Genomic DNA, 26,896 nt, shown 5'->3' with positions numbered 1-26,896 from the left:
AACGCTCGACTGGGAAACCCCAGCCGAGCGTCTCGCTAAGCTTCTGGCGACAGCCAGTTGATCAACTGTGTTGCAACGACCCCTCGAATTCGCCCACCAGTCGGGGTCGCCTGGCTTGCGCTTGCGCGGTCTACAGGTACACCGGCGCGGTTGAAGGTTCGCCATCAGCTCGTCAAGGAACGGCGGCAGGTCGATCTGCCTGACCGAACCGTCCTTGGGGATGCCTCTGTAGAAGCGGCCTCCAAGCTCGTACAACTTTTCTTGCACGTCCAGTTGGCCATCCTCGGAGAGGCACACGGCTCCCTAGGGGCAGGAGAGCGGAGTGCTTTCCCGACGGCGGCGACGGGGACGACGTGCCGGACTTCCTGAAGTGAACCGTCCCCCTCCGGAGGGAGCAGGCCTGCAGCGCCCGCGAAAGGATGGACGTGGCAGGGCGAGCAGCGCGAAGTTCCCGCCGGGCATGACGAGGATGGAGCGTAACCCTCGGAGGGCTCCTCCCGCTGCGTGCGGGAACGCCGCGACAGCTACTACTCCTCAAGCTTCGGCTTCGGCTCCTGAGGGTGCAAGAGACAGTCCGATGGCGGCGAGCCTCTGCTTGACCTCCTCGACATACATGGGGCCGTTGCGCTCGACCGCCAGAAGGTCTTGCTCGCTGTGAGCGACCAGCTCGCCGTAGGTGTCGATGCCCGCACGCTTCAGGGGCAAGTACGCGCGCACCGTGAGGCCAAGTTCCTCAATGGCCACCTTGGCGTGTTTGTCGTTCAGCATGTGCCCTCCCGCACCCGTACGTAGCCGCTCCGAGAAGATAAGCATCACGCAGCCACCGCTCGTGCGGCGCGGACGTCTCCAGGACGGCGGCGGACTCTTCCTCGAACGCGCCGACGTCTCGGATGCGTAGCGCTCAGCGGGCGTCGTCGGTCGACAGGGCTCCCGAATGTCCCCGTTTCGTCATTTGCCGGATCGGACCAGAAGGACCCGCAGCACGCTGCCCCTCGTGGGAATCGATGATTCCATCACCCGTCATTGCGGTAAATGTCGCCAATTTGCGGTTCCTGAGGGCCGGAGGTGAGTAGGTTCCTCTCACGTGATCGACAACCGATATCGAGGCCATACGTGACAGCTATGCCGCTTTTTCCTTATGGCTCATTGGGTCCTCCTGGGCTGGGGTGTGGCCAGGGTATGGTCCGGCGGCCGGGCGGGCAGGCGGACGCCGGCCGTACTTGCCGTTGAGCCTCTTGATGTCCGCTTCCGGTCAGGGAGCGGGATCGCTCTCCCGGGTTACCTTCGAGGCGCTTCCCGAACCTCGCCAGCCTCCTCCGTGGAAGGGCACCCCATGTCTCTGATTAAGCGTCTTGCCGTCACCGCCGCCGCCGTGGTTCTCGCGGTTCCGCTGGCGGCGGTCCCGGCCGCCGCTTCCGGCAGCTCTACTTTCGTCTGCGCCCAGGGAAGGTGGGAGAGTGAGCCGCTGTTCCACTCCTTGTGGCTGATCGGAGAGGGATGCATTGGGACCGCGAGCCCGACGCCTGGTTCCCACGTGATCACCATCACCCCCTGGACCGAGACCTATAGCTGCACGGCATTGATCACCCTTGACGGGGAAAGCGTGGCCGCCAACGCAAAGAAGTGCGTCCGGGCTTAGCGGCTTTATGACGGCGCCCCCGCCCTGAAGGACGGGGGCGCTGTTGCTTACGGCCGTCGGCGTCGCGGGGCGGACTGGTGGCTCATCACCCTGTGAGAGTTCACAACATCGCGCCGTCGGTGGCGACCGGTCCCAACCCCCGGTCCTCATCAAGCCCTACGAGGGTTCGCAACTCGTTCGTATAGACGTCTCCTCCCTCACCGCGCCTCCTCATCGCCCTTCGAGGGTCCGGACATGATGGCGCCCCCGCCTCTACGGAGGACGGGGGCGCTACGCGTTCGCCAGGCCAAGGCCGTGGTCACCACATGCCGACACCCTCTTGAGGGGCGCTCCTGAGGCGCCGCCGGGCCGTAGAGGGCTTTCTAGATCGGCCCGTGCCAGCTTCCCTCGCATTCGATCTTTCCCCCGGACGAGTTGACGTGGCATGCACGCGAGCTGACGTTCCTGGTCTTCAAATAGCTGTAGTAATAGCGACCGTTGACGGCGTCGTTGTTGGTCGAACAGTCGTAGCTCGGAATCATGCGGTAGTGATAGCCCGACCACCCGCTGCCGGTGTAGACCTGGTAGCGGATCTCCGCTCCGGCACAGTAGCCGTCCGTCGCCTCGTCGTTGATAAACGACTCGAGCACAACGTAGTTATTGTCGCGCCACATCATGACGTGCTGCCAGACACCGCCGACTGTGCTTTGGGCATAGCCCACGAATCCGTACCCCTTATCTTGCGGGCGTTCGTTGGACGTGAACCACTCATTGCCGAAGCTCACGACACTCGGTTCGTCGGCGGCGCTCACGAAACCAGGCGTTCCGGCGCTCGCCGCACCCTCCTTGACAGTGCTCGCGGTGTCGGGATCGTTGGCGGCGTTCGCGATGCCGGGAGTTGCCGCCAGCAGCCCTGCGGCGCCTATGACGACGGCGGCCATTCTCATGAAACTCATTTCGTCTCCTTCTTCGTGCGGTGAGCAGGAAGATAGGCAGGCCGATGTTGAGTCCATGTTGAGTTTGTGTTGACTCCGCTCGGGTCAGTCTGTGGGCGGGAACGCCGGCACCTCGTGGGAAGCATGCCGCACGCGTGCTGTCGGGCAGTCCATGGCCGGCGACCCGACCGGGTGGCACCCTTACGGAGGGCGGGGGCTCTGCGGCGTGCTCAACGAGAGCGACGCCCCTGATGGTGGCCGGTCACCACTCCCGCGTGGTGGCCTAGCCGGTAGGCGATGAGCGGCACCAGCTCGGCTACGACCGCACGCGGCTGGGCGTCGACGCCACCTTCGGTGCTGTCCCACACCGGCCGAACGGCGATGACCAGGTCCTCCACCCGGGAGGACTCGACCTTGGCCGGGCGGACGACTGCGTAGCCCTCCTCCAGCAGCTCGTCGAGGACGCGGCCGGTAGCGGAGTCCAGCAGCTCGTCGTGGTACTCCAGGCTGAGCGCCGCCTGCAGAGGACGGGGCCATTAGGGCCGCGGCCGTCGCCGCACGAGTTCTTCGCGACGATCGGCGTGGCCGTGGAGTCCGTCAGCACGGTGGCCGAGGCCGTCGAGGTCTTCCCGGCCACGACGCCGTCCGGCGCCCGGCGGGCCGGAGCACCCCGTGGTCGCTCGGCGATCCGGCGTTCCGCCGTGACCACGGGGGAGAGGGCGAGGCACGGCCAACAAAACCCGGGTGTCGTGTGTCCAAGAAGACATGGAATGGAGAAACAGGACACGACGTGGCCCGGCGACCTCTCTGGTGACGACGGCGGTGCTGGCGGCCGTCACCGCGTGCGCTCCGCCCGCGCTCTCCGGGACGGCGGCCGCACCGGTCCCCGCGCGGCCCACCGGCCCCTCGGCGGGCGCGGGGACGCAGCAGGGCACCGGGACGGCGGTGTTCGAGGGCGCGAGCCTGTCCACCGCGGCCGCCGGGCGCTGCCGTACCGAGGGACTCAGGGCGGATGTCGGCAGGGTGGACGCGGGGGCGGGGCAGCGGTACGCGCCGCTGGTGCTCACCAACGCCTCGGCGAAGAGCTGCTGGGTCTACGGCTTCGTCGGCCTGGTCATGTTCGACGCCAAGGGGGACGCCCTGCGCACCAGGGTCCGCAGGGAGAACGTCCCGGCGCACCGGGTGACGCTACGCCCCGGGGCCTCGGCGCACGCCAGACTCCACTGGACCACGGTGCCGAGCGGGCGCGAGACCTCGTGCCCGTCCTCGGCACGCCTGATGATCATCCCGCCGGACGAGGTGGCGCACCTGGAGATCCCCTTCGCCGGCGTGGTCTGCGGCGACGGCAGACTCGACGTCGCCCCGATGGTCTCCGGTTCCAGGCTGTGAACGCGCCGGGAGTCGCGTTCTCCGAAAAACGATCAACAGGTGCCTAAACTGGCCGCAGTCACGAGAACGGAGTTCTGTGGTGCGGATCGGACTGTCACTCGGTGAGCCCGCGGGCCCCGGCGAACTGGTGAACCTGCGTCGGCAGATCGAGAGGGCGGCCGACGACGGCTTCTCCTCCGCCTGGCTGTCCAACATCTTCGGCCTCGACGCGCTGACCGCGCTGGCCGTCGCGGGTGGTCAGGTGCCCGGGATCGAACTGGGCACCTCCGTCGTGCCCGCGTATCCGCGCCATCCGGCGGCTCTGGCCCAGCAGGCGCTCACGGTCAACGCCGCCCTCGACGGCAGGCTCGCCCTGGGCGTCGGCCTGTCGCACAAGGTCGTCATCGAGGACATGTACGGCTACAGCTTCGACCGGCCTGCCAGGTACATGCGGGAGTACCTCTCCATCCTGGTGCCCCTCCTGCGCGGCGAGCAGGTGGCCTTCGAGGGCGAGACCCTCACCGCGCGGATCGGGCTGACCACCCCCGGCGCCGGGAACCTGCCCGTGCTGGTCGCCGCGCTGGCCCCGCGCATGCTCAAGCTGGCGGGAGAGCTGGCCGACGGGACCGTGCTGTGGATGACCGGCCCCAAGACCGTGGCCGAGCACATCGCGCCCGCCGTGACCGAGGCCGCGCGGGCGGCGGGACGGCCCGCGCCCAGGATCGTGTGCGTCCTGCCGGTCTGTGTCACCGACGACGCGGAGGCCGCGAGGGCGAGGGCCGCCGAGCTGTTCGCGCTCTACGGCGAGTTGCCGTCCTACCGGGCGGTCCTCGACCGGGAGGGGGCCGCGGGCCCGGCGGACGTCGCGATCATCGGGGACGAGGAGAGCGTCTCGGCCAGGATCGGCGAGCTCGCCAAGGCCGGGGTCACCGACTTCGCCGCCGCGGTGTTCGCCGAGGGCCGCAGGACACGGGAGTTCCTTAAGACCCTCCTGTGACGCCCGCCTTCATGACCGCCCTCCTGGACCGCCAGGACAGGACGGACCAGCGGGCGAGCCCCGACAGGATCGATCCGGCGGAGAGCACCGAGCCGATCGACAGGACGGAGGCGGCCGAGCCGATCGAGCCGATCGACAGCACGGAGCCCGCAGAACCGATCGACAGGATCGAGCCGGTGGAACCGATGGAAAGGATCGACCCCTTCGACCCGATCGACCACAACGAATCACGATTTTTCGGCATGAAGAGAATCATGCGTCACTCAGACGCCGAACGCGGTCAGCGTCACCCACGCGGTGCCGAGCCCGGTCAGCGCCCCGACGGCGACCTGGGTCGGGGTGTGGTGGCCCAGCCGTACCCTGGCCCAGCAGACGACGGCCACGACCAGCGCCCCCGCGGCCAGTGTCGGTACGGCGGGCAGCACTCTGGAGAGCACGACGACGCTCCCCGCGGACACGGCGGCGTGGAAGGAGATCTTCCACCTGAGCGTGACCGGGACCGTCACCGCGAGGGCGGCCAGCATCGCGGTCACCGTGGAGACCAGCAGCGTGGGCGCCCGCAGCAGGACGAGCAGCACCAGCGCGGCCAGTACCGCGCAGACGGCGACCAGCAGCGGCTTCGTCCGGCTCGCGCGGTCGACCAGATGATGGGAGTCGAGCCGTCCTGAGCGGACCCCGGCCGCGATCACCCCGGCGGGGACCCCGCCGCACAGCGCCGAGGTCCCCAGCCCCCACAGGACGCCCGGCCAGCCGTCGGCCAGCAGCCCGACGACCGGGGGCAGTGCGATGACCAGCACCTGCGGGGCGAAGACGCCGGTGACCAGCCGGGCCGCCGCCGTCCCCGGCTCATCGCGTGCCATCTCCCGACCGTCCATGCCGTCCTCCCCGCCTGTGCCAGGTCCGCCGGGATAACCTTGGCAGGCGGGCGGCCCCGGGGTGACATCCCGCAGGCCGCCGGAGCGCGGTGGGCGTGAGAGGTCAGTCGTTGGCGTGCAGGGCGCTGTTGAGCTCGATACCCGTGCCGGAGCGCGGCACGACCTCGACGGCCCCGGAGGTGGAGTTACGGCGGAACAGCAGGCCCGGCGAGCCGGAGAGCTCGGCGGCCTTGGCGACCTTCCCGTCGGGCAGGACGACCTTCGTCCCGGCCGTGACGTACAGGCCCGCCTCGACGACGCAGTCGTCGCCCAGCGAGATGCCCACGCCGCTGTTGGCGCCGAGCAGGCAGCGGCCTCCGATGGAGATGACCTGCTTGCCGCCGCCGGACAGGGTGCCCATGATCGAGGCACCGCCGCCGACGTCGGAGCCGTCGCCGACCACCACGCCCGCCGAGATGCGGCCCTCGACCATGGACGTGCCGAGCGTGCCCGCGTTGAAGTTGACGAACCCCTCGTGCATCACGGTCGTGCCCGCGGCCAGATGGGCGCCGAGGCGCACCCGGTCGGCGTCGGCGATCCGCACTCCGGAGGGCATCACGTAGTCGGCCATCCGGGGGAACTTGTCCACGCCGTGGACGGTCACCGGGCCACGCGCGCGCAGGCGCAGCCGTACGGCCTCGAAGCCCTCGACGGGGCACGGGCCGTGGCTGGTCCACACCACGTTGGCGAGCAGACCGAAGATGCCGTCCAGGTTCTGCCCGTGCGGCTGGACGAGGCGGGCGGAGAGCAGGTGGAGACGGAGGTAGACGTCGTGGGTGTCGGCGGGGGCCTCCGACAGCTTGGTGATCCCGGTGAAGACCGCGACCACCTCGACTCCCCTGGCATCGTCCGGTCCGAGAAGCGCGGTGACCTCGGGGCCGAGGGCCTCGGCGGCCTCCTGGGCGGTCAGCCGCCTGGTGCCCGGCGAGGCGGGGTCACCCAGGCGCGGGTCGGGGAACCAGGTGTCGAGCACGGTGCCGTCTGAGGCGATGGTGGCGATGCCGACGCCGTGGGCGCCGGAGGTCTGAGCTGCTGCGTTCACGCCGACCAAGCCTAGTCAAAGCGGGTGCAACGGCCGTACGGCGAGGGTGTGGCCGGCGTGTGCGGGAGCCTCTCCGTCAATAGCCTGGCCGCCATGTTGCCCATGTTGCACGGCATCGATGTGTCGAACTGGCAGGGGGCGGTCGACTGGGGCGGGCACGCCGACAACGGCGTGTCCTTCGCCTTCGCCAAGGCCACCGAGGGGAGCACCTTCACCGACCGGTGGTTCGAGCGCAACTGGACCGGCATGCGGGAGAACTGGATCGTCTGTGGCGCCTATCACTTCGCCAGGCCCGCGGGCGACCCGGAGGACCAGGCGCGCCGCTTCCTCGGGACGGTCGAGCGGGCGGGTGGGCTGCGCCACGGAGACCTGGTCGCCCTCGACCTGGAGACCGGTGACCGGCTGCCGCCCGGGAAGGTGGCCCGTTTCGCGCGCGCCTGGTGCGAGGCCGTCGCCGCCCACGCGAGGGTCAGGCCGGTGATCTACACCTTTCTGGCCTTCGCCGACGCGGGCAACTGCGCCGGGCTTGAGGACCACCCGCTGTGGATCGCCGCCCCCGACCATCCGACGGGCAGACCGGAGATCCCGCAGCCGTGGCACAGATGGACGATCCACCAGTACTGTCACGAACCGCTGGACCGCAACGTCTTCCGGGGGACCAGGGCGCAGCTCACCTCGCTGGGCTACCGGCCCCGGCGGCGCGCTGGAAAAAGGCGTGGCGGACACCGGTAGCATCGGATCCGTAGTCGGGTTTCCCGAGAACCAGCGTCACGCATACCGAGGAGCAACCGTGTCGGCCGTGTCAGAACTGCGCATCACCCTCGCCGGAGCCGAGCGTGTGGTGGCGGGAGGCACGACGTACGGCGACGCCCTCGGGGCGGACGGCCGCTCGGTGGTCGCCGCCAGGGTGAACGGCGAGCTGAGGGACCTCGCGGCCGTGGTGTCCGAGGGTGACCGGGTCGAGCCCGTCGAGGCGGCCAGCGCCGACGGCCGGGCCATCGTGCGCCACTCGACCGCCCACGTCATGGCCCAGGCGGTGCAGGAGATCTTCCCCGAGGCCAGGCTCGGCATCGGCCCGCCGGTCGAGAACGGCTTCTACTACGACTTCGACGTCAAGGACCCCTTCACCCCGGACGACCTCAAGCGCATCGAGAAGCGCATGCGGGAGATCGTCAAGCAGGGGCAGCTCTTCTCCCGCAGGAGGGTCTCCGACGAGGAGGCGCGCGCGGAGCTGGCGGCCGAGCCGTACAAGCTGGAGCTGATCGGGCTCAAGGGCGGCGGCGACGCCGAGGAGAGCGTCGAGGTGGGCGGCGCCGAGCTGACCATCTACGACAACCTCGACGCCAAGTCCGGCGAGCTGTGCTGGAAGGACCTGTGCCGGGGCCCGCACGTGCCCAGCACCCGTTCCATCCCGGCGTTCAAGCTGATGCGCACCGGCGGCGCCTACTGGCGGGGCAGCGAGAAGAACCCGCAGCTGCAGCGCATCTACGGCACCGCGTGGGAGTCCAGGGAGCGGCAGGACGAGTACCTCCACATGCTGGAGGAGGCCGAGAAGCGCGACCACCGCAAGCTGGGCGCCGAGCTCGACCTGTTCTCCTTCCCCGAGGAGCTCGGTTCGGGGCTGCCGGTCTTCCACCCCAAGGGCGGTGTGATCCGCAGGGTGCTCGAGGACTACTCGCGGCGCAGGCACGAGGAGGCGGACTACTCCTTCGTCAACACCCCGCACATCACCAAGGGCCACCTCTACGAGATCTCCGGTCACCTCGACTGGTACGCCGACGGCATGTTCCCGCCCATGGAGCTTGAGGGGGCCAGCTACTACCTCAAGCCGATGAACTGCCCGATGCACAACCTGATCTTCAGGTCGCGCGGGCGTTCCTACCGTGAGCTGCCGCTGCGGCTGTTCGAGTTCGGCACCGTCTACCGTTACGAGAAGTCGGGCGTGGTCCACGGCCTGACCCGGGTGCGCGGCCTGACCCAGGACGACGCCCACATCTACTGCACCCGCGACCAGATGCGCGACGAGCTGAAGTCGCTGCTGAGGTTCGTCCTCGACCTGCTGCGCGACTACGGCCTCGACGACTTCTACCTTGAGCTGTCCACCAAGGACCCGGAGAAGTTCGTCGGCTCCGACGAGGACTGGGAGGAGGCGACCGCGACGCTGCGCGAGGTCGCCGAGTCGGAGAACCTCGACCTCGTCCTCGACCCCGGCGGGGCCGCCTTCTACGGGCCGAAGATCTCCGTACAGGCGCGCGACGCCATCGGGCGCAGCTGGCAGATGTCGACCATCCAGCTCGACTTCAACCTGCCGAAGCTCTTCGAGCTGGAGTACCAGTCGTCGGACGGCACGCGTCAGCAGCCCATCATGATCCACCGGGCGCTGTTCGGCTCGATCGAGCGCTTCTTCGGCGTCCTGGTCGAGCACTACGCGGGCGCCTTCCCTCCCTGGCTCGCCCCCGTGCAGGTCGTCGGCATCCCGATCGGCGACGCCCACGTCCCCTACCTTCAGGACCTGGCCAAGAAGGCCCGCGAGCGGGGTGTCAGGATCGAGGTCGACGCCTCCGGCGACCGCATGCAGAAGAAGATCCGCAACGCGCAGAAGGCCAAGGTGCCGTTCATGCTCCTGGCCGGTGACGAGGACATCGCCAACGACGCGGTCTCCTTCAGGTTCCGCAACGGTGAGCAGAAGAACGGCGTCCCCGTCGCCCAGGCGATCGACGAGATCGTCGACGCGATCGAGCGGCGCGTCCAGGTCTGATCCCCGCCTCCGGCGCGGCCCGTGCCTCCGACGCGGAGCACGGGCCGCTCACCGGGTCAGACGTCCTCGGCGGAACGGCCCTTGACGGGCTCGCCGGGCAGGCGGACGTCCTCGACGCCCACGTTGACCTCGACGACCCGCATGCCCAGCATCCGGCTGACGGTGCGGGCCACGTTGTTCTTGACCTCGTTGGCCACGTCCATCACGACGTGGCCGTACTCCGCGACGATCGAGACGTCGATCGCGACCGTGCGATCCTGGACGTGGGCGCTCACGCCCCGCCCGCCCTTCCTGGCCCCGGGGGCCACCCGCTCGCCGATCGCCTCAAGCACGCCGGAGGGGTCCTCGCCGAGCCCCACGACACCGGCGACCTCCAGGGTCGCGAGGGAGGCCACCTTCTCGACCACCTCGTCGGCCACCCTGATGCGGCCCTTCACCACCGCGGCGGCCGCGGCGGGTCCCGGGTTCTCGGGGATCCCGGGAGCGGTGGCGAGGGAAGCCGAGAGGTTCAGCGGGAACGGGCGGGCGGCCGGGGTCTCAGCGGGAGAGTCGGTCTCCTCGGTGATCTCTTCGACGGAGACGTCGGTCATGGGTACTCCTCGGCTTTCGGTGGTCATGCTCGCGAGGATTCTGCCGGAAAATAGGCCGCTTTGTCCGCATATACGGGCGGCACCGGCTGGGGGCGCCCGAAACCGGTGGGCCTATGCTGCAATGCATGCAGGAGAGCGAGCCGATCGAGCAGGCGGGGGCTGGGGTCCCTGACAACTTCCAGCGACTGTGGACTCCGCACCGGATGGCCTACATCAAGGGGGAGAACAAGCCGGCGGGCTCCGGCCCCGGCGACGGCTGCCCGTTCTGCGAGATCCCCGAACTGAGCGACGAGGACGGCCTGATCATCGCCAGGGGGACCGCGGTCTTCGCCTTGCTCAACCTCTACCCGTACAACTCCGGCCACCTGATGGTCTGCCCCTACCGGCACGTGGCCGACTACGCCGACCTCGACGAGGTGGAGACCGCCGAACTGGCCGACTTCACCAAACGGGCGCTCACCGCCCTGCGCAAGGCCAGCGGCGCGCAGGGCTTCAACGTGGGCATGAACCTCGGCGACGTCGCCGGAGCGGGCATCGCCGCCCACCTGCACCAGCACGTGGTGCCCCGCTGGGGCGGGGACACCAACTTCATGCCGGTCGTCGGTCACACCAAGGTGCTGCCTCAGCTGCTGCGCGACACCAGGGAGCTGCTCGCGGGCTCCTGGCCCGCCTCCGCGTAGGACCGCGCGCTCTCTCCGAGGGCCCTCACCCCGACCGAGAGCGCCAGCGGTACGGCCAGCGCCAGGGCCATGGACAGCACGGCGGCGCCCGAGTCGTTGACCAGGGTGCCGACGACCCCGCTGGCCAGGGTGCCGATCAGACCGGCGCGCAGCGTGGGGGAGTACTCGAAGGCCGCGGGCAGCACCCCCGCGCTGGCCGCGTCCGGCCGCAGCAGCGCGTAGACCAGGAAGGCGAACGCGGCGATCACGATCGGCATCAGGTTCGGGTTGAGCAGCGTGCCCAGCATCGCGCCGAGCTTGCGGCTCACCACCTCGAAGGCCTCGCCGGTGAAGATCTGGCCGACGAAGCGGCCCAGGTGGGTCTGGGACCCGGGCGGACGCAGGTGGTCGAGATAGGCGATGGTCATCACGATGACGCCGCCCGCCACGCAGAAGGCGCCCAGCTTGACGATCGAGACCCGCCTGCCCGCGATCAGCAGCGCCGTCACGGCGATGCCGGGCACGAAGGCGATCACCCCGCCGAAGTCACTGCCGATCCCGGGGAAGCCGCCCAGGATCATCGCGACGCCTCCCAGCGTCGCCACGATCCCGACCGCCGCGTTCTTACGCCCCACGCTCACCAGCCGGTGGGCGATCGAGGTCACCACCAGCAGGACCGAGGTGGCGAACAGCGCGAACGGGATGTTGCCCAGGCCCGAGTAACGGGCGCCGACCACGGCGGTGTAGCCCATGACGCTGTTGAACTGCAGGTTCGTCCCGGTCACCAGGTCACCGGCGATGACCGCCGCGGTGACCCCCGTGACGAGCACCAGCGGCCCGAGCGGGGAACGGCGCCACGGGCCCGCCAGCGCGGTCACGGCCAGCAGCAGGGTGATCACGACGATCCCGCCGACCACGGCGGCCAGCGGCGCCCCCGTGTGCTCCCAGGCGAGAAGGTTGACCAGGTAGGTCGAGACCGGCAGGCACGCCAGGGTGACCGCGGCCACCCTGACCCCGCCGAGCCCGCGCCTGCGACGCATCAGCAGGAAGGCGACGACGTAGAACAGCACCTGCAGCACGGCCACCGAGGTGAAGAAGATCCCACCCATGTCCCTGATCGCCTGGCCGGCCCCGTCGTCGTCGACCAGTTCGGTCTTGGCCCCCTCGACCCCGCCCGTACGGCTCGCCGCCACCCGCCAGGGCACCCCGATCACCGAGGGCGGTACGGCCACGCCCGTGATCCCGAGCATCGTGGCCGTGATGTCGGGCACGATGGAGACGTCCTCACGGTGGGTCGAGGGCGCCCCGAGGAAGCGGCCCGAGGCGTCCTGGGCGCGCATCATGGCCACCCGCAGGTGCGGGGTGCCCCCGTGGTCTCCCAGACCCGCCAGCAGCACGACGGCGTCCTGCGGGAGGGCGTTCAGCGCCGCCCCCGTCTTGGCGTCCGCCAGCCGCAGCGCCTGCGCCCGCTGCTCCGGGGTGAGGATGTCCTCGGCCTCGGGCAGCCGCCCGCCGGTCACGTAGGGCCGGATCAGGTCGTCGACGTCGACCGCGGCCACCCGGCACGTGTCGAACGCGCCGGGGGCCAGCCGTTCCGGGGAGGCGGCGTAGCGGTCGACCCGCCCCGACCGGTCGGCTAGGGCGACGGCCGCCCCGGGCCCCACCGCGAGCGTGCAGCCGCCCGCGGCGTGCACGGCGTCGCCGAGGGTGCCGGTGCCGCGCTGCCCCGCGACCCGGTACAGGTAGTCGTAGCCGGGGATGACGGCGCCCTGCCCCTCGGGGGCGGGCTCGGGCGGCAGGCCGCAGCCGTACCCGACGGCGGACCTGATCCCGGCGGAGACCGTGAGCCAGCCGTCGTAGGGGCAGGTCACGCGGCCGACCGTGCGGACCGAGAGCGACCCGGTCGCGCTCCGGCCCGCCAGGGCCCACAGGTTCGGCGTGCCCTGGGGGGTCAGGTCGCTCCACAGCAGGCCGGGAACCCCGATCAGCACCACCCGCGCGGGGCCTTCCGCATGGGCCGTGACCCGGACCGCCGGTTGCGCCGCCGCGTGCGCGGCCCCAGGCCACAGCACTCCCAGGACCAGCGCGAACACGGCAAGCGTTCGCCTCACCGGAGACCTCCCTGACTCAGCCGAGTGTCGGCACCGTACGGGAAGGTAGGGGAAGAGTCCGCCCGAGGTCTACCGGAAGGAGAGAATCACCGGTATCAACCGGGTCAAGGTAGGACGATCTTGGCGATTGGGCTCTCGTTCTGCAGGCGGTCGAGCGCGGTGACGAGGTAGGTCCCGCTCCCACGCGCGGTGAAGCTCTGCCGCGCCTGGTCCGAGGCGGGCACGACGGCGAGAAGGTTGCGGGCGTCCGCGGTCGCGCACGCCCCGGCCTCACCGGAGGTGACCCGGTAGACGGCGTAGGAGCGGGCGTCGGGGGAGGGGTTCCAGCTGATCGTGCCGTCCTGGACCCTCAGGTCCGCGGGCGTGGCCGGGGCCTTGCCGCCGAGACCCTTGATCAGGGGCAGCAGCGCGGGACGGCTGTAGTACTTGGCGACGACCCGGTCGAGCGCGCCGAGCGGGTTGGTCAGGAGCTGTTTGGCGCTGAAGTAGACGTCGCCGTTGACCTCCTTGTACTTGCGGTTCACCGCCAGGTGCGAGGCCAGCTCACCCGCCTTGGTCCAGGCCGGGGTGTCGGTCGCCCCGACCCGGTAGAGGCCCTGCCCGATGTACAGGTCGACGTCGGTGCCCTTGACCTGGGCGGCCCACCACGGCACCAGCACGTCGTAGTCGGCCGCCTTGAAGCCGCGCGGCCAGTACAGCTGCGGGATGACGTAGTCGACCGTGCCCTTCTTGATCCAGTGGCGGGCGTCGGCGTAGATGGAGTCGTAGGCGGACATGCCGCCGGTGGCCGAGCCCGTCGGGTCCTGTGCCTTGTTGCGCCAGATCCCGAAGGGACTCACGCCGAACTTGAGGTACGGCTTCACCTGGTGAACGGCCGTGTCGACCTGGGAGATCAGCGTGTTGACGTTGGCACGCCGCCAGTCGGCCCGCTTGGCGCCCTTGCCGTACTTCCTGAAGGCCGCGTCGTCGTCGAACGGCGCGCCCGCGCCGGGATAGGGGTAGAAGTAGTCGTCGAAGTGGACGCCGTCCACGTCGTAGCGCTGGGCCACGTCCTTGACGACCGCGGTGACGTGGTCGCGGACCGCGGGCAGGCCGGGGTTGTAGTAGATCTTGCCCTCGTGCTTGACGATCCACTCGGGGTGCTCACGGGCGGGGTGGCCGGCGGGAAGCCCCTCCGCCCCTCCCTCGAACGCGGCGCGGTAGGGGTTGAACCAGGCGTGGAACTCGAGTCCGCGCCGGTGGGCCTCGGCGATCAGGAACGGCAGCGGGTCCCAGCCGGGGTCCTTGCCCGCCGTACCGGTCAGGTACTCCGACCAGGGCTCCAGAGAGGACTTGTACAGCGCGTCCGAGGCCGGGCGGACCTGGAAGAACACCGCGTTGAAGCGGCGTTTGACCGCCTGGTCGAGGATCTTGACGTACTCGGCGCGCTGCCTGGCGGGCGAGAGCCCGGTGCGCGAGGGCCAGTCGATGTTCTTCACCGTCGCGATCCAGATGCCGCGCATCTCCCGCTTGGGGTATTTCGCGTCGGTCTGGCAGGCGGCCGTCACGCTGTCCGCCGCCGGTGTGCCCGAAGCCGGTTCGGTCCCGGTCTGTGCGGCGGACTCGGCGGCCTTGGTGGTCTTGGAGTGCTTGGCCGGCTTCACCGGAGGGGCGTCCGGGCCGAAGGTGTAGGCCGCGCCGGTCGTGAGGACAGCGAGGGCGGTTGCGGCGAGCAAAGGACGTCCGGTTCGCATGGTTCATCAGTCTGTCATCGGGGCCGGGGTGCTTTGGCCCTGAAAAAAGAAATCATTCCGTGACGCTACTGTTATGTAGTCAATTCTTGGGAGGCGTGGGCGGCGACGCCCACGCCTCCCTCGGGTCAGCTCGCGACCTTGTCCGCCAGGTGGGCGGGCAGCGGCTCGTAGCGCAGGAAGACACGGTGGAACGTCCCCGTGCCGTGCGACATGGACCGCAGGTCGATCGCGTAACGGGTGATCTCAAGCTCGGGCACCTCGGCGCGGACGAGCGTGCGCCCGGTGCCGACCGGCTCGGTGCCGAGGACGCGCCCCCTGCGGGAGGACAGGTCGGACATCACCGAGCCGACGTGGTCGTCGGAAACCAGCACGGTCACCTCGTCGACCGGTTCGAGCAGCAGCGTGGGGACCTTGGCGGCGGCCTCCTTCAGCGCCAGCGCCCCGGCGATCTGGAAGGCCATGTCCGAGGAGTCGACCGAGTGGGCCTTGCCGTCGTACAGCGTCACCCGCACGTCGACCAGCGGGTAGCCGGCCAGCACGCCGCGCTGCATCTGGGTGCGCACCCCCTTCTCGACGGAGGGGATGAACTGGCGTGGGACCACGCCGCCGACGATCTTGTCGACGAACTCGAAGCCCCCGCCGGAGGGCAGCGGCTCGATCTCCAGATGGCAGATGGCGTACTGGCCGTGCCCGCCGGTCTGCTTGACGTTGCGGCCCAGCGCCTGACAGCTGCCGCCGAAGGTCTCCCTGAGCGGCACCCGCAGCCCGATCTTCTCGACCTCGACGCCGTGGCGCCTGCTCAGCCGGTCGAGCAGGACGTCCGCGTGGGCCTCGCCCATGCACCACAGCACCAGCTGCCTGGTCTCCGGGTTGTTCTCCAGTCTGAGCGTGGGGTCCTCGGCGACCAGGCGCTGCAGGGCCTGCCCGAGCTTGTCGTCGTCGGCCTTCGACTTCGCCTGGATCGCCACGGGCAGCAGCGGGTCGGGCATGCTCCAGGCGGTCATCAGCAGTGGCCGCTCCTTGTCGGACAGGGTGTCGCCGGTCTCGGCGCGCGACAGCTTCGCCACCGCGGCGATATCGCCCGCCACGCATTCGGCGACCGTGCGCTGGGTCTTGCCCAGGGGGCAGGAGAGCGCGCCGATGCGTTCGTCCACGTCGTGGTCCTCGTGCCCCCGCTCGGCCAGCCCGTGGCCGGAGACGTGCACGGTCATGTCGGGGCGCAACGTCCCGGAGAACACCCTGACCAGGCTGATGCGGCCGACATAGGGGTCGCTGGTGGTCTTGACGACCTCGGCGACAAGAGGTCCCTCCGGGTCGCAGGTGACATCGGTGACCGGTTTGCCGTCGATCGTGGTGATCTCGGGCAGCGGATGCTCAAGCGGGGAGGGGAAGCCCTGGGTGACGAGTTCGAGGATCTCGAAGGCGCCGACCCCCGCCCCGGTGGCGAGCACCGGATAGAAGCCCCCGCGGGCCACGGCCTTCTCCAGGTCGCCGATGAGGATCTCGGTGCCGATCTCCTCACCCGAGAGGTAACGGTCCATCAGGGACTCGTCCTCGCTCTCCTGGATGATCCCCTCGATCAGGGAGGCGCGGTAGAAGTCGATCCGGTCCCGCTGTGAGGCGTCGGGGACGCCCTCGGTGCGCCTGCCGCCGGTGTAGTCGTGGAAGGTCTGGGTCAGCAGCCCGACCAGGCCCCTCAGCTCGCCCCCCTCGGTGACCGGCAGGTACAGCGGTGCCACGCCGTCGCCGAAGGCGTCCTGGCAGGCGGTCAGCACCTCGTCGAACTCGGCCCGCTGGTGGTCGAGCTTCGTGATCACCACGGCGCGGGGCATCCCGACGGCCGCGCACTCCTCCCAGAGCATCCGGGTGAGGCCGTCGATCCCCTCGGAGGCGGAGACGACGAAGAGCGCCGCGTCCGCCGCGCGCAGCCCGGCCCGCAGGTCACCCACGAAGTCGGCGTAACCGGGGGTGTCCAGCAGGTTGACCTTGACGCCGTTGTGGACCAGCGGGGCCAGGGTCAGGTTGACCGAGCGCTGCTGGCGCACCTCGACCTCGTCGAAGTCGCTGACCGTTCCGCCGTCCTCGACCCGGCCCGCGCGCTGCACGGTCCGCGTCGCGGTCAGCAGCGTCTCCACGAGGGTCGTCTTGCCCGAGCCGGAATGGCCGACCAGTACGACATTGCGAATCATGTCCGGCCGGTCGGCCGCGGGCGCCCTACCCGCGGCTCCCGCTGTCCCGCCGGTTGCCTTCTCTGCCACGTCGCCTCCTGCGTCGTTGCCGAAGGAGCGCGGCCGCGTGCGGCCACACCCCGGGGTCCGCCGCCGCGTCCGTACACCGCAAGGACGCGGTGTGTTCACCAAATACCCGTGTGGCGAATATCACAAGAGGGCCGAGGTGATCCGGTCGCGGAGCGTTGGATGCGCGCTCACAGGTTGTGTGGCCTACGATCGGAGCGCGATGCTGAAACTTCTGCGCCCCGCCGTGACCCGAATCCTGACCCCCCTGGGCAGGGCGCTCGCCCGCCGGGGGATCAGCCCCAACATGGTCACCGCGGTCGGCACACTCGGCACCGTGGCCGCGGCTCTCTTCTTCTATCCCCGTGGGCAGTTGTTCCCCGGCAGTGTCGTGATCACTATTTTCGTGCTGGCCGATCTGCTCGACGGGGTCATGGCCAGGATGTCGGGCCCGGGAAGTCTCTGGGGCGCCTTCCTCGACTCCACCCTCGACCGGGTCGGCGACGCCGGGATCTTCTCGGGGCTGGTGATCTGGCTCATGCTGGACGGACAACGGGCGCTGGCGATGGTCGCCCTGTTCTGCCTGGTCGCCGGGGCCGTGGTGTCCTACGTCAAGGCCAGGGCCGAGGGGCTGGGCATGACGTGCGACGTCGGTCTCGTCGAACGGCCGGAACGGCTGGTCGTCGGCCTGGTCGCCGCGGGGATCGGCGGGCTCGGCGTGCCGTACGTGCTGTCGGGGGGACTCTGGCTGCTGGCCGTGGGAAGCGCGGTCACGGTCGTCCAGCGTCTCCTGCACGTCTACCGCCAGGCCTCCTCCTCGGCGTCACGCCCCCTCCGCTGATCGGAAAAAGCGATGACAGGCAAGACCTCTCCCCAGGATCGTCTCGTCGCCGCCGGGTTCGGCGCGGGCTGGGCGATCGTCCCCCACCTGCCGGAACGCCTCACGGCCTGGGCCTTCAGGACGGCCGCCGACCGGTTGTGGAGGCGTCGCGGCGCCTCCGTCCTCCGTCTTGAGGCCAACCTCGCCCGGGTCAAGGGCACGTCGAAGGACGACCCGGCGATCCGCGAGCTGAGCCGTGCGGGCATGCGCTCCTACTTCCGCTACTTCCACGAGGTCTTCCGCCTGCCCTCCATGCCGAAGGCGGAGATCCTCTCCCGCACGCACGCCGTCGGCGTCCGGCGGGTCCACGACAACCTCGCCGCGGGCCGGGGGGTCGTCATGGCGCTGCCGCACATGGGCAACTGGGACATGGCGGGCGCATGGTTCAGCGCGACGGGGCACCCGTTCACCACCGTCGCCGAACGGCTGCGGCCGGAGTCGCTGTTCCTGCGCTACACCGCCTTCAGGCAGGGGCTGGGGATGGAGGTGCTGCCGCTCACGGGCGGGGACGGGCACACCTTCGGCACCCTGTCGCAGCGGCTGAGGGCGGGGGGCGCGGTCGCGCTGCCCGCGGAGCGGGACCTCACGGCCAAGGGGATCGAGGTCGGCTTCTTCGGCTCGGCCACGCGCATGCCCGCCGGGCCCGCCCTGCTGGCCGTGCACACGGGGGCGGCGCTGGTCCCGACGACCCTGTGGTTCGAGGGGGACGACTGGGGGCTGCAGTTCCACGACGAGGTCGCCGTCCCGCAGGAGGGCACCCGGGCGGAGAAGGTCGCCATCCTGACCCAGGCCCTGGCGGACGTCTTCGCGAAGGGCATCGCGGAGCACCCGCAGGACTGGCACATGCTCCAGCGGCTCTGGCTCGAGGACCTGGAGCCCCGCACATGAGCGCCTTCGCGGAACACGGCCGGTACGGCGCGCGAGGGGTGGGCCGGAGGTGAGGATCGGCATCGTCTGTCCCTACACCTGGGACGTGCCCGGCGGGGTCCAGGCGCACGTCCGCGACCTGGCCGAGGCCCTCATCGAGGAGGGCCACCAGGTCTCGGTCATCGCCCCGGCCTCGGAGAACGCCCCCCTGCCCGCCTATGTGACCTCGGTCGGCAGGGCGGTCCCCGTGCCCTTCAACGGCTCGGTCGCGAGACTGTCGTTCGGCTTCCTGTCGGCCAACCGGGTGCGGCGCTGGGTGCGCGAGGGCCGCTTCGACGTGCTGCACGTGCACGAGCCCGCCGTACCCTCCGTCGGGCTGCTGGCCTGCTGGGTGGCCAAGGGGCCGATCGTGGCCACCTTCCACACCTCGCACGAGCGTTACCGCTCGCTGTCGGTCACGACGCCGGTGCTCATGAGCGCGCTGGAGAAGATCAGCGGCCGGATCGCGGTCTCCGACGCCGCCAGGAAGACCCTGGTCGAGTTCATCGGCGGTGACGCGGTGCTCATCCCCAACGGGGTCGCGGTCGGCCGCTACACGCACGCCGAGCCGTTGCCCGGCTGGGACGAGGGCGAGGTGATCGGCTTCCTCGGGCGGATGGACGAGCCGCGCAAGGGGCTGCCCGTGCTGCTGGACGCCTTCGCCGAGCTCGCCCCGCGCCGCCCTGGGCTGCGCCTGCTCGTCGCCGGTCCGGGGGACGAGCAGGAGGCCCTGGCGAGGGTTCCCGCCGCCTTCCGTGACCGTGTCGTGCTGCTCGGCATGGTCAGCGAGGAGGACAAGGTGCGCGCCTACCACTCGGTGGACGTGTTCTGCGCGCCGAACCTGGGCGGGGAGAGCTTCGGCATCGTGCTGACCGAGGCGATGTCCGCCGGAGCCGCCATCCTGGCCAGCGACATCCCGGCCTTCCGCAGGGTGCTCGACGACGGCCGGGCGGGGGCGCTGTTCGAGACCGGTGACGCCGCCTCGCTCGCCCGTGAGGCCGCGGCGCTGCTCGACGACCCCGGCCGCAGGGCCGAGCTGTCCGGCGAGGCGAGCCGGGCCGTGTGGAAGTACGACTGGTCGACGGTCGCCCGCGACGTCCTGCGGGTCTACGAGACCGTCGCCAGCACCGCGGGAGTCGAGGAGGACGACAACCGGTGACGACCACCCTGATCCTGGTGGTGGGCGCGATCGTGCTGCTCACCGCCGTTTACGTCTCCTGGCGCGCCGGACGTCTCGACCGCCTGCACATCCGCCTTGAGCTGGCCAGAGAGTCACTGGACGCCGCCCTGGTACGGCGGGCCGCCGTGGCGCTCGAACTGGCCGCCTCCCGGCTGCTCGACCCGGCCACCAGCCTGGTGCTGGCCACCGCGGCGCACGAGGCCCGTACGGCGGGTCCCGAGGAGCGCGAGCACGCCGAGAGCGACCTGTCACGCGCGTTGCGGGCGGTCGTGGACCAGGAGCGCTTCCGTGAGCGCCTGGCGGACGTCCCTGAGGGGGGCGCGCTGCTCGACGAACTCGGTGCCGCGGTGGCCAAGGTGATCTACTCCCGCCGCTTCTACAACAACGCGGTCGGCGTGACGCGCACCGCCCAGCGCCGGTGGCTGGCCAGGACCCTCAGGCTGGCCGGACACACCGAATATCCCTCCTTCTTCGAGATCGACGACACCCCTCCGAAGGCGCTCGCCATCGAATAGGACACGCGGAACTCGGATATCCGGCAAGTCGGGCACAGGTAAGCTCTTGGGCGTTTCATGGCCGATTTGAGGAGATGAACCGTGCGGGTGCCCCGGATGATCGCCGTCGCGCTGGCGGGAGTGGCTGTTCTCGGGCCGCTGGCGGCCTGTTCCTCGAACGAGCCCGCAGCCGGAGGCAGTCCGCAGGCCGCCGACCCCTCCCCGTCGGAGACGTCCACCCCCGAACCCCCGCCGACCCACCCCTTCACCGGGCTTCCCGGCGCCGCGCGCAGGCCCGTGCTCGCCGCGAAGATCGAGAACACCTCGGCGGGCAAGCCCCAGCTCGGGCTCAGGAGCGCCGACATCGTCTACGTCGAGCAGGTCGAGGCGGGACTGACCCGCCTGATGGCCGTCTTCTCCTCGAAGCTGCCGCCCAAGATCGGCCCGGTCCGCAGCGCCAGGATCTCCGACCTGCACATCCTGCCGCAGTTCGGCAAGCCCGCCCTGGCCTACTCGGGCGTGCAGACCAAGATGATCCCCAAGGTCCAGGCGGCGTCCCTGGTCGACGTCTCCGACAGCAGGGCCCCTGGCGCCTACTTCCGCCAGCCGGGCCGCTACGCGCCCTACAACCTGTTCGCGAACACCAAGCAGCTGCTGGCCAAGGCGCCGGGGGCCTCCAAGGCCAAGGACATCGGCTTCACCTTCGGCGACGCCCCCGAGGGAGGCGTGGCCAAGAAGTCGTTCACGGTCCGGTACCCGGCGGCGCGCTTCACCTTCGCCTGGTCGCAGGAGGCGGGCAGGTGGCTGGTCTGGCAGGACGGCAAGAAGGACATGGCCGCCGAGGGCGGTCAGCTCGGGGCCCCCACGATCGTCGTGCAGTACGCCAAGACCGAGCGTTCGGAGTTCCACGACCTGAACCAGAGCTACACGCCCCTGGTGCACAGCGTCGGCAAGGGCAGGGCGGTCGTGCTCAGGGACGGTCAGGCGTTCAAGGCCACCTGGTCGCGCAAGACGGAGGAGGACGGCACGGTCTTCACCACCGAGGCGGGCGAGCCGATGAACTTCGCCCCGGGCCAGGTGTGGATCGTGCTGGCGGCGCCCAAGCCTGTCATTCCCTGAGGACCATGACGGTCCTTACCATCATGTCCAAGAAGATCACATAAGCGCGACAAGATGGTGTGTAAGGGCACATGCCACTCAGCGCCTACGATAGAGAACGCCGGAAACCCGCCCAGGGAGGCGGACCGTGATCCGCAACCCGCTCGTCGTGAGGTAGAGACCGTGTCCAGCAGCACGCCCGAAGTCACCGAGACCGCCGTCACCGGAACCGCCCGGGTGAAGCGCGGCATGGCAGAGATGCTCAAGGGCGGCGTCATCATGGACGTCGTCACCCCGGAGCAGGCCAAGATCGCCGAGGACGCCGGTGCCGTCGCCGTCATGGCCCTTGAGCGGGTCCCCGCAGACATCCGCGCCCAGGGCGGCGTCTCGCGGATGAGCGACCCCGACATGATCGACGGCATCATCGCCGCCGTCTCCATCCCGGTCATGGCCAAGGCCCGCATCGGCCACTTCGTCGAGGCGCAGGTGCTCCAGTCGCTCGGCGTCGACTACATCGACGAGTCGGAGGTGCTGACCCCGGCCGACTACGCCAACCACATCGACAAGTGGCGCTTCACGGTGCCCTTCGTCTGTGGCGCCACCAACCTGGGCGAGGCGCTGCGCCGCATCACCGAGGGCGCGGCGATGATCCGCTCCAAGGGTGAGGCGGGCACCGGCGACGTCTCGAACGCCACCATGCACATGCGCAAGATCCGCGGTGAGATCAAGCGGCTGTCCTCGCTGCCCGAGGACGAGCTGTACGTCGCCGCCAAGGAGCTGCAGGCGCCGTACGAGCTGGTGGTCGAGGTCGCCAAGGCGGGCAAGTTGCCCGTCGTGCTCTTCACCGCGGGCGGCATCGCCACCCCGGCGGACGCCGCGATGATGATGCAGCTCGGCGCGGAGGGCGTGTTCGTCGGCTCCGGCATCTTCAAGTCGGGCAACCCGGCCGAGCGCGCCGCGGCGATCGTCAAGGCCACCACCTTCTACGACGACCCGGACGTCGTCGCCAAGGTCTCCCGCGGCCTGGGCGAGGCCATGGTCGGCATCAACGTCGACGACATCCCGGTCCCGCACCGCCTGGCGGAGCGCGGCTGGTAGCCGATCAGGACCGGACCGGTTCCGCCGGCTGGAGCACCGCCTGGCGGAGCGCGGCTGGTCGGGGCGGACCACGAGAAGGCGGCGTCTTTGCGGGACGCCGCCTTTTTCATGACCCGGAACGTTAACTCCAGGGTCACGATCGTCGGTAAGGCTGGCGGGCGACCACGTCCGACGACCTTCGAGGGGCCCCCATGTCCCGGCTCAGCCGACGCTCCTTCCTCGTCACCGGCGTCGCCGGCCTCGCGGCGGCGCACGTCACCGCCCCCGCCGCCGCGGCCGTTCCCACCACCCGCCGGCCGCGCGCCGACCCCTTCACCCTTGGCGTCGCCTCCGGCGATCCGAGCCCGGGCGGGTTCGTGATCTGGACCAGGCTCGCCCCCCTGCCGCTGGCCGAGGACGGCCTAGGCGGCATGCCCGACCTGCCCTTCCCCGTCCGGTGGCAGGTCTACGGTGACGACGCCGGGCACAGGACGGTCAGGCAGGGAACGGTGATCACGGACAGCCGGTGGGGACACTCGGTCCACGTCGAGCTGGACGGCCTCGAGCCGGGCCGGGAGTACTGGTACCGCTTCAGGACCGGGCCGTACCTGTCGCCGATGGGACGGGCCAGGACCGCCCCGCACCCCCTGTCGCTCGGCACGGGCCTGACGATGGCCTTCGTCTCGTGTGCCCAGTACGAGCACGGCCACTTCACCGCCTACCGGCGCCTGGCCGAGGAGGAGCCGGACCTCGTCCTGCACCTGGGCGACTACCAGTACGAGTACGCCCGCGACACCTACACCATCCCCGGCGGCAACGTCCGCGACCACGAGGGGCCGGAGACCGAGACGCTGGCGAACTACCGGCAGCGGCACGCGCAGTACAAGACCGATCCCGACCTGCGGGCGGCGCACGCGGCGGCGCCCTGGCTGGTCGTCTGGGACGACCACGAGCTGGACAACAACTGGGCCGACGAGGTGCCGGAGAAGCCGGAGATCCCGCAACCGGGTTTCCTCACCCGGCGCGCCGCGGCCTTCCGCGCCTACTACGAGAACATGCCGCTGCGGCGTACCTCCATCCCCAGGGGGATCGACATGCAGATCTACCGGCGTGTCCGGTGGGGCGCCCTGGCCACCTTCCACATGCTCGACACCCGGCAGTACCGCGACGACCAGGGCTGTGGAGACGGTTACCGTGACTGCCCGGCCGCGACCGACCCGGCGCGCTCGATCACGGGGGAGGCCCAGGAGCGCTGGCTGCTCGACGGCTTCCGCCGGTCGCGGGCGCGGTGGGACGTCATCGGCCAGCAGGTCTTCTTCGCCCAGCGTGACAGTGACGCGGGGCCCGCCAAGGTGACCAGTCAGGACGCCTGGGACGGTTACGTCGCCTCGCGGCGGCGGATCACCCAGGGGTGGGTGGACGCGGGGGTGCGCAACCCGGTCGTGCTCACCGGCGACGTGCACGCCCACTGGGCGGCCGACCTCAAGCTCGACTACGACGACCCGACCACCCCCACGGTGGGCTCCGAGCTGGTCACGACCTCCATCACCACCGGAGGCGACGGCGCGGACTCCGACCCCGGGACGCAGCCGTTCCTCAAGATCAACCCGCACCTACGCTTCTACAACAACCAGCGCGGTTACGTGCTCACCCGGATCGAGCCGGACCTGCTGACCGCCGACTTCACGGTGCTCCCGCAGGTACGGCAGGCCGGTGCGCAGGCTCACGTGAAGGCGACCTTCGTGGTCGAGGACCGGGTGCCGGGCGTACGGCAGACCTATCTGCGCCCGGCCGCGCCTCCGGCGAGCCGGATGCCCACGGAGCCGGAGGCCGATCTCATCCGGGAGGTCGTCGACCTGGAGACCAGGCGCCCCTGAACCCCAACGGGACGACGCATGTCCAGCGTCGTCCCGTTTCTTCTGGAATAATAGTTAGACAGGCTAAGTTAGACTGGCTAACTATGACGACGGATGAACTCGCGGAGAACCTCTCCAAGGAACTGCGCCACCTGGTGCTGCTGTTGCGCCGCGCGGCGGCCGGGCAGCCGATCACCAGCCAGCAGTACGCCGTGCTCGGCTCACTTCAGGACGGCCCGCGCCGGATGACCGAGCTGGCCGAGGAACACGGCGTCCAGCTGCCGACCATGACCGTGCAGATCAACCGCCTCGAGGAGCCGGGACTGGTCGCGCGGGGCGCCGATCCCGCCGACGCCAGGGTCCGCACCGTCGAGCTCACCGACGAGGGCCGCGCCCGCCTGGTGGCCGTACGGCGCGCCAGGATCGCCTACCTGAGCGACAGGCTCGGTGCCCTCACCCCCGCCGAACGCGAGGCCGTCGCCGCGGCGCTGCCCGCCCTGGCCAAACTGGGCCGCCCCTGACGACCCCTTCCCCTCGTCCCCTTCTTCCAAGGAGCGCCTTCCATGTCCTCACAGAGCGGCGGCGGAATCCTGCGTCAGCCGATGTCCGTCTGGGCCACCGCGTTCGCCGCGGTCGTCGCCTTCATGGGCATCGGCCTGGTCGATCCGATCCTGCCCTCCATCGCCAAGGGCCTGAACGCGGGCCCGAGCCAGGTCTCCCTGCTGTTCACCAGCTACTTCCTGGTCACCGCGGTGGCCATGCTCATCACCGGCTGGGTCTCCAGCAGGATCGGCGGCAAGCGCACCCTGCTGCTCGGCCTGGCCCTGGTGGTTGTCTTCGCCGCCCTGTCCGGGACCTCGGGCAGCGTCGGCGAACTCGTCGGGTTCCGCGCCGGGTGGGGCCTGGGCAACTCCCTGTTCGTCGCCACCGCCCTCGCGGTGATCGTCGGGGCCGCCAGCGGAGGCGCGGAGGCGGCCATCGTCCTGTACGAGGCGGCCCTGGGCCTGGGCATCTCCATGGGGCCGCTGGTCGGCGCCGCCCTCGGCGACTGGAACTGGCGCGCCCCCTTCTTCGGCACCGCGACCCTCATGGCCGTCGGGTTCGTCCTCATCCTGACCCTGCTGAGGGCCACGCAGAAACCGGCCGCGCGCACCCGCCTGTCCGACCCGCTGCGCGCCCTGGCCCACGGCGGCCTGTCGACGACGGCGTTCACCGCGTTCTTCTACAACTTCGCCTTCTTCACCATCCTGGCCTTCACCCCCTTCATCCTCGGCATGTCGCCGTACGGCATCGGCGCGGTCTTCTTCGGGTGGGGCGTCTGTGTCGCGCTCGCCTCGGTCTTCGGCGCCCCCGCCCTGCAGCGCAGGATCGGCTCGGTCAACGTGCTCCACCTCTCGCTGGGGGCGCTCGCCCTGCTGCAGGTGGGCATCGCGCTGTCACAGCAGGCGGGGAGCCACCCGGGCGTCGTCGTCTTCGTCGTCCTGTCCGGCCTCCCGATCGGCCTGAACAACACCGTGTTCACCGAGGCGGCCATGGAGGTCTCCGACGCGCCGAGGCCGGTCGCCTCCGCCGGATACAACTTCGTGCGCTGGATGGGCGGCGCGCTCGCGCCCTACGTCGTCACCAAGCTGGGCGAGGAGGTGGGGCCCGCGGTGCCGTACGTCCTGGGCGCGGCCTGCTGCCTGGCGGGCATGGCCGTCCTGTACGGCAGGCGCCATCACATGAGGAGCCTGGAGCGGATCGACGTCGACCACACCTTCCAGGATGCCTCTGCCCCGGCTTGACCCGGTTTGGGGCGACGCGCACAGTGGCCATACGCTGAAGGGGCGTTCCAAGCCCCTTGAGAGGACCACTGTGAGCATCGCCCCGACCATCGGAGTGTTCGCCCTGCAGGGAGACGTGCGTGAGCACACGCGCGCACTGGAGGCGGCGGGTGCCAGGGCCGTCGCCGTACGGCGCCCCGGTGAGCTGGAGGCGGTCGACGGCCTGGTCATCCCCGGCGGGGAGTCGACCACGATGTGGAAACTCGCCGAGACCTTCGAACTCCTCGAACCGCTCAGGATGAGGATCAAGGGCGGCATGCCCGCCTACGGCTCGTGCGCGGGCATGATCATGCTGGCCGACCGGATCGAGGGCGGCATCGAGGGCCAGCAGACCATCGGCGGCATCGACATGGTGGTCCGCCGCAACGCCTTCGGCCGTCAGGTCGACTCCTTCGAGGCGGACCTCGACTTCGCGGGCCGGGGCTCGATACGGACGATCTTCATTCGCGCCCCGTGGGTGGAATCTGTCGGTTCCGATGTCGAAGTGCTGGCTCGGGCCGAAGCTGGGGATAGGATCGTCGCGGTCCGCCAAGGACCGCTGCTCGCCACGTCCTTCCACCCGGAACTTACCGGGGATGTCGGTGTGCATTCATATTTTGTTGACATGGTGAGGGAGCTCTAGC

24 protein-coding genes are annotated in these 26,896 nt (G+C 70.2%); 15 read left to right on the top strand and 9 right to left on the bottom strand.

What is annotated here, in order from left to right:
- Positions 1 to 534: 534 nt before the first annotated feature.
- Positions 535 to 768 carry a DNA-directed RNA polymerase subunit alpha C-terminal domain-containing protein gene (locus ACFYY8_RS40640; protein ID WP_390050433.1) on the bottom strand — a complete coding sequence of 78 codons (234 nt, stop codon included), beginning with the start codon at positions 766 to 768 and terminating at the stop codon, positions 535 to 537.
- Positions 769 to 2,001: 1,233 nt separating this feature from the next.
- Complete coding sequence (locus tag ACFYY8_RS40635) at positions 2,002 to 2,574, bottom strand: hypothetical protein (protein ID WP_390050432.1); 573 nt, start codon at positions 2,572 to 2,574, stop codon at positions 2,002 to 2,004.
- 744 nt (positions 2,575 to 3,318) lie between these two features.
- Here ACFYY8_RS40635 and ACFYY8_RS40630 point away from each other — a divergent pair.
- Together ACFYY8_RS40630 and ACFYY8_RS40625 are read left to right on the top strand one after the other, a co-directional pair.
- A complete protein-coding gene (locus ACFYY8_RS40630; protein ID WP_390050431.1) occupies positions 3,319 to 3,942 on the top strand; it encodes a DUF4232 domain-containing protein in 624 nt (207 codons plus the stop codon).
- Positions 3,943 to 4,021: 79 nt separating this feature from the next.
- Positions 4,022 to 4,918 carry a TIGR03564 family F420-dependent LLM class oxidoreductase gene (locus ACFYY8_RS40625; RefSeq protein WP_390050430.1) on the top strand — a complete coding sequence of 299 codons (897 nt, stop codon included), beginning with the start codon at positions 4,022 to 4,024 and terminating at the stop codon, positions 4,916 to 4,918.
- On the opposite strand, the gene ACFYY8_RS40620 is transcribed toward ACFYY8_RS40625, so the two are convergent.
- From ACFYY8_RS40620 to dapD, 3 genes are all read right to left on the bottom strand, one after another.
- Entirely contained in the window at positions 4,902 to 5,162 is a 261-nt protein-coding gene (locus tag ACFYY8_RS40620; RefSeq protein ID WP_390050429.1) for a hypothetical protein, read from the bottom strand. The genes ACFYY8_RS40625 and ACFYY8_RS40620 overlap by 17 nt on opposite strands.
- Before the next feature lie 19 nt (positions 5,163 to 5,181).
- Positions 5,182 to 5,778, bottom strand: coding sequence for a hypothetical protein (locus tag ACFYY8_RS40615; RefSeq protein ID WP_390050428.1), 597 nt, complete (start codon positions 5,776 to 5,778; stop codon positions 5,182 to 5,184).
- Positions 5,779 to 5,896: 118 nt separating this feature from the next.
- Complete coding sequence (gene dapD / locus ACFYY8_RS40610; protein WP_390050427.1) at positions 5,897 to 6,874, bottom strand: 2,3,4,5-tetrahydropyridine-2,6-dicarboxylate N-succinyltransferase; 978 nt, start codon at positions 6,872 to 6,874, stop codon at positions 5,897 to 5,899.
- A gap of 93 nt (positions 6,875 to 6,967) precedes the next feature.
- On the opposite strand from dapD, the gene ACFYY8_RS40605 reads away from it, so the two are divergent.
- Positions 6,968 to 7,606 (top strand): glycoside hydrolase family 25 protein, encoded by a 639-nt coding sequence (locus ACFYY8_RS40605; RefSeq protein WP_390050426.1) that lies wholly within the window; start codon positions 6,968 to 6,970, stop codon positions 7,604 to 7,606.
- A gap of 58 nt (positions 7,607 to 7,664) precedes the next feature.
- Positions 7,665 to 9,632 (top strand): threonine--tRNA ligase, encoded by a 1,968-nt coding sequence (gene thrS / locus ACFYY8_RS40600; protein WP_390050425.1) that lies wholly within the window; start codon positions 7,665 to 7,667, stop codon positions 9,630 to 9,632.
- Positions 9,633 to 9,688: 56 nt separating this feature from the next.
- On the opposite strand, the gene ACFYY8_RS40595 is transcribed toward thrS, so the two are convergent.
- A complete protein-coding gene (locus ACFYY8_RS40595) occupies positions 9,689 to 10,222 on the bottom strand; it encodes an Asp23/Gls24 family envelope stress response protein (RefSeq protein WP_390050424.1) in 534 nt (177 codons plus the stop codon).
- A gap of 125 nt (positions 10,223 to 10,347) precedes the next feature.
- On the opposite strand from ACFYY8_RS40595, the gene ACFYY8_RS40590 reads away from it, so the two are divergent.
- A complete protein-coding gene (locus tag ACFYY8_RS40590) occupies positions 10,348 to 10,902 on the top strand; it encodes an HIT family protein (RefSeq protein WP_390050423.1) in 555 nt (184 codons plus the stop codon).
- Here the strand turns inward: ACFYY8_RS40590 and ACFYY8_RS40585 are convergent.
- The 3 genes from ACFYY8_RS40585 to ACFYY8_RS40575 form a co-directional block, all read right to left on the bottom strand.
- Entirely contained in the window at positions 10,845 to 12,992 is a 2,148-nt protein-coding gene (locus ACFYY8_RS40585; protein ID WP_390050422.1) for a hypothetical protein, read from the bottom strand. The genes ACFYY8_RS40590 and ACFYY8_RS40585 overlap by 58 nt on opposite strands.
- Before the next feature lie 104 nt (positions 12,993 to 13,096).
- Positions 13,097 to 14,725, bottom strand: a complete 1,629-nt coding sequence (locus ACFYY8_RS40580; protein ID WP_390050421.1) for a glycoside hydrolase family 10 protein — start codon at positions 14,723 to 14,725, stop codon at positions 13,097 to 13,099.
- Positions 14,726 to 14,850: 125 nt separating this feature from the next.
- Entirely contained in the window at positions 14,851 to 16,983 is a 2,133-nt protein-coding gene (locus ACFYY8_RS40575; protein WP_390050420.1) for an elongation factor G-like protein EF-G2, read from the bottom strand.
- Positions 16,984 to 17,182: 199 nt separating this feature from the next.
- Between ACFYY8_RS40575 and pgsA the strand changes: the two genes are divergently transcribed.
- The 10 genes from pgsA (at position 17,183) to pdxT (ending at position 26,895) form a co-directional block, all read left to right on the top strand.
- A complete protein-coding gene (gene pgsA / locus ACFYY8_RS40570) occupies positions 17,183 to 17,800 on the top strand; it encodes a phosphatidylinositol phosphate synthase (protein ID WP_390050419.1) in 618 nt (205 codons plus the stop codon).
- Positions 17,801 to 17,812: 12 nt separating this feature from the next.
- The gene (locus ACFYY8_RS40565) at positions 17,813 to 18,727 is read left to right on the top strand and encodes a phosphatidylinositol mannoside acyltransferase (RefSeq protein ID WP_390050418.1); all 915 of its coding nucleotides are present in this window, start codon (positions 17,813 to 17,815) and stop codon (positions 18,725 to 18,727) included.
- A 49-nt stretch (positions 18,728 to 18,776) separates the two neighbouring features.
- Positions 18,777 to 19,904: a glycosyltransferase family 4 protein gene (locus ACFYY8_RS40560; protein ID WP_390050417.1), complete on the top strand. Its 1,128-nt coding sequence runs from the start codon at positions 18,777 to 18,779 to the stop codon at positions 19,902 to 19,904.
- Positions 19,901 to 20,440 (top strand): hypothetical protein, encoded by a 540-nt coding sequence (locus tag ACFYY8_RS40555; protein WP_390050416.1) that lies wholly within the window; start codon positions 19,901 to 19,903, stop codon positions 20,438 to 20,440. Before ACFYY8_RS40560 ends, ACFYY8_RS40555 begins: the two co-directional genes overlap by 4 nt.
- Positions 20,441 to 20,521: 81 nt before the next feature.
- A complete protein-coding gene (locus ACFYY8_RS40550) occupies positions 20,522 to 21,538 on the top strand; it encodes a DUF3048 domain-containing protein (protein ID WP_390050415.1) in 1,017 nt (338 codons plus the stop codon).
- A 162-nt stretch (positions 21,539 to 21,700) separates the two neighbouring features.
- Positions 21,701 to 22,615 carry a pyridoxal 5'-phosphate synthase lyase subunit PdxS gene (gene pdxS, locus ACFYY8_RS40545; RefSeq protein ID WP_390050414.1) on the top strand — a complete coding sequence of 305 codons (915 nt, stop codon included), beginning with the start codon at positions 21,701 to 21,703 and terminating at the stop codon, positions 22,613 to 22,615.
- A gap of 191 nt (positions 22,616 to 22,806) precedes the next feature.
- Positions 22,807 to 24,471, top strand: a complete 1,665-nt coding sequence (locus ACFYY8_RS40540; RefSeq protein ID WP_390050413.1) for an alkaline phosphatase D family protein — start codon at positions 22,807 to 22,809, stop codon at positions 24,469 to 24,471.
- A gap of 83 nt (positions 24,472 to 24,554) precedes the next feature.
- Positions 24,555 to 24,971: a MarR family winged helix-turn-helix transcriptional regulator gene (locus ACFYY8_RS40535; RefSeq protein ID WP_390050412.1), complete on the top strand. Its 417-nt coding sequence runs from the start codon at positions 24,555 to 24,557 to the stop codon at positions 24,969 to 24,971.
- 42 nt (positions 24,972 to 25,013) lie between these two features.
- On the top strand, positions 25,014 to 26,234 hold the full coding sequence (locus ACFYY8_RS40530; RefSeq protein ID WP_390050411.1) for an MFS transporter: 1,221 nt from the start codon (positions 25,014 to 25,016) through the stop codon (positions 26,232 to 26,234).
- 70 nt (positions 26,235 to 26,304) lie between these two features.
- On the top strand, positions 26,305 to 26,895 hold the full coding sequence (pdxT, locus tag ACFYY8_RS40525) for a pyridoxal 5'-phosphate synthase glutaminase subunit PdxT (protein WP_390050410.1): 591 nt from the start codon (positions 26,305 to 26,307) through the stop codon (positions 26,893 to 26,895).
- Position 26,896 lies beyond the last annotated feature (1 nt).

Source organism: Streptosporangium sp. NPDC001559 (assembly GCF_042893955.1).
Lineage (GTDB): Bacteria > Actinomycetota > Actinomycetes > Streptosporangiales > Streptosporangiaceae > Streptosporangium.
The sequence above is the reverse complement of the archived record's forward strand: the minus strand, read 5'-3'. Positions and strand labels throughout refer to the sequence as shown.

Excerpts from the sequence above, each read along its gene's own strand:
- ACFYY8_RS40640 (WP_390050433.1), bottom strand. The coding sequence starts at position 768 with ATGCTGAACGACAAACACGCCAAGGTGGCCATTGAGGAACTTGGCCTC.
- ACFYY8_RS40635 (WP_390050432.1), bottom strand. The coding sequence starts at position 2,574 with ATGAGTTTCATGAGAATGGCCGCCGTCGTCATAGGCGCCGCAGGGCTG.
- ACFYY8_RS40630 (WP_390050431.1), top strand. The coding sequence starts at position 3,319 with ATGGAATGGAGAAACAGGACACGACGTGGCCCGGCGACCTCTCTGGTG.
- ACFYY8_RS40620 (WP_390050429.1), bottom strand. The coding sequence starts at position 5,162 with ATGCCGAAAAATCGTGATTCGTTGTGGTCGATCGGGTCGAAGGGGTCG.
- ACFYY8_RS40615 (WP_390050428.1), bottom strand. The coding sequence starts at position 5,778 with ATGGCACGCGATGAGCCGGGGACGGCGGCGGCCCGGCTGGTCACCGGC.
- ACFYY8_RS40605 (WP_390050426.1), top strand. The coding sequence starts at position 6,968 with ATGTTGCCCATGTTGCACGGCATCGATGTGTCGAACTGGCAGGGGGCG.
- ACFYY8_RS40595 (WP_390050424.1), bottom strand. The coding sequence starts at position 10,222 with ATGACCGACGTCTCCGTCGAAGAGATCACCGAGGAGACCGACTCTCCC.
- ACFYY8_RS40590 (WP_390050423.1), top strand. The coding sequence starts at position 10,348 with ATGCAGGAGAGCGAGCCGATCGAGCAGGCGGGGGCTGGGGTCCCTGAC.
- ACFYY8_RS40580 (WP_390050421.1), bottom strand. The coding sequence starts at position 14,725 with ATGCGAACCGGACGTCCTTTGCTCGCCGCAACCGCCCTCGCTGTCCTC.
- pgsA (WP_390050419.1), top strand. The coding sequence starts at position 17,183 with ATGCTGAAACTTCTGCGCCCCGCCGTGACCCGAATCCTGACCCCCCTG.
- ACFYY8_RS40565 (WP_390050418.1), top strand. The coding sequence starts at position 17,813 with ATGACAGGCAAGACCTCTCCCCAGGATCGTCTCGTCGCCGCCGGGTTC.
- ACFYY8_RS40540 (WP_390050413.1), top strand. The coding sequence starts at position 22,807 with ATGTCCCGGCTCAGCCGACGCTCCTTCCTCGTCACCGGCGTCGCCGGC.
- ACFYY8_RS40535 (WP_390050412.1), top strand. The coding sequence starts at position 24,555 with ATGACGACGGATGAACTCGCGGAGAACCTCTCCAAGGAACTGCGCCAC.
- ACFYY8_RS40530 (WP_390050411.1), top strand. The coding sequence starts at position 25,014 with ATGTCCTCACAGAGCGGCGGCGGAATCCTGCGTCAGCCGATGTCCGTC.